The organism is Pseudomonas sp. SIMBA_067 (genome assembly GCF_046534675.1).
GTDB classification, from domain to species: Bacteria; Pseudomonadota; Gammaproteobacteria; order Pseudomonadales; family Pseudomonadaceae; genus Aquipseudomonas; species Aquipseudomonas putida.
This window is the reverse complement of sequence record NZ_JAWRYH010001332.1, coordinates 1-237: the sequence shown is the minus strand read 5'-3', so window position 1 is coordinate 237 and position 237 is coordinate 1. Positions and strand designations below refer to the sequence as shown.

The 237-nt window shown below is 44.3% G+C and carries 1 protein-coding gene; it reads left to right on the top strand.

The window, feature by feature from the left end; all coding sequences use genetic code 11:
- Nucleotides 1-31: 31 nt before the first annotated feature.
- Nucleotides 32-237: glycosyl hydrolase family 18 protein (locus SB765_RS33665; RefSeq protein ID WP_410933041.1), on the top strand; the 206-nt coding region annotated here is incomplete at its 3' end.

Genomic DNA, 237 nt, shown 5'->3' with positions numbered 1-237 from the left:
CTATGTGGCGCTAATGCAAGAGCTACGCGCTATGCTTGATAAACTAGAAGCAGAAACAGGTCGTACTTACGAGTTAACCTCAGCCATTGGTGCAGGTTACGATAAAATTGAAGCTGTAGACTACCAAGCCGCAAGCCAATACATGGATTATATTTTTGCCATGACCTATGACTTTTATGGCGCATGGAGTAACGTAACCGGTCACCAAACAGCACTTTACTGTGGCGAACATATGAG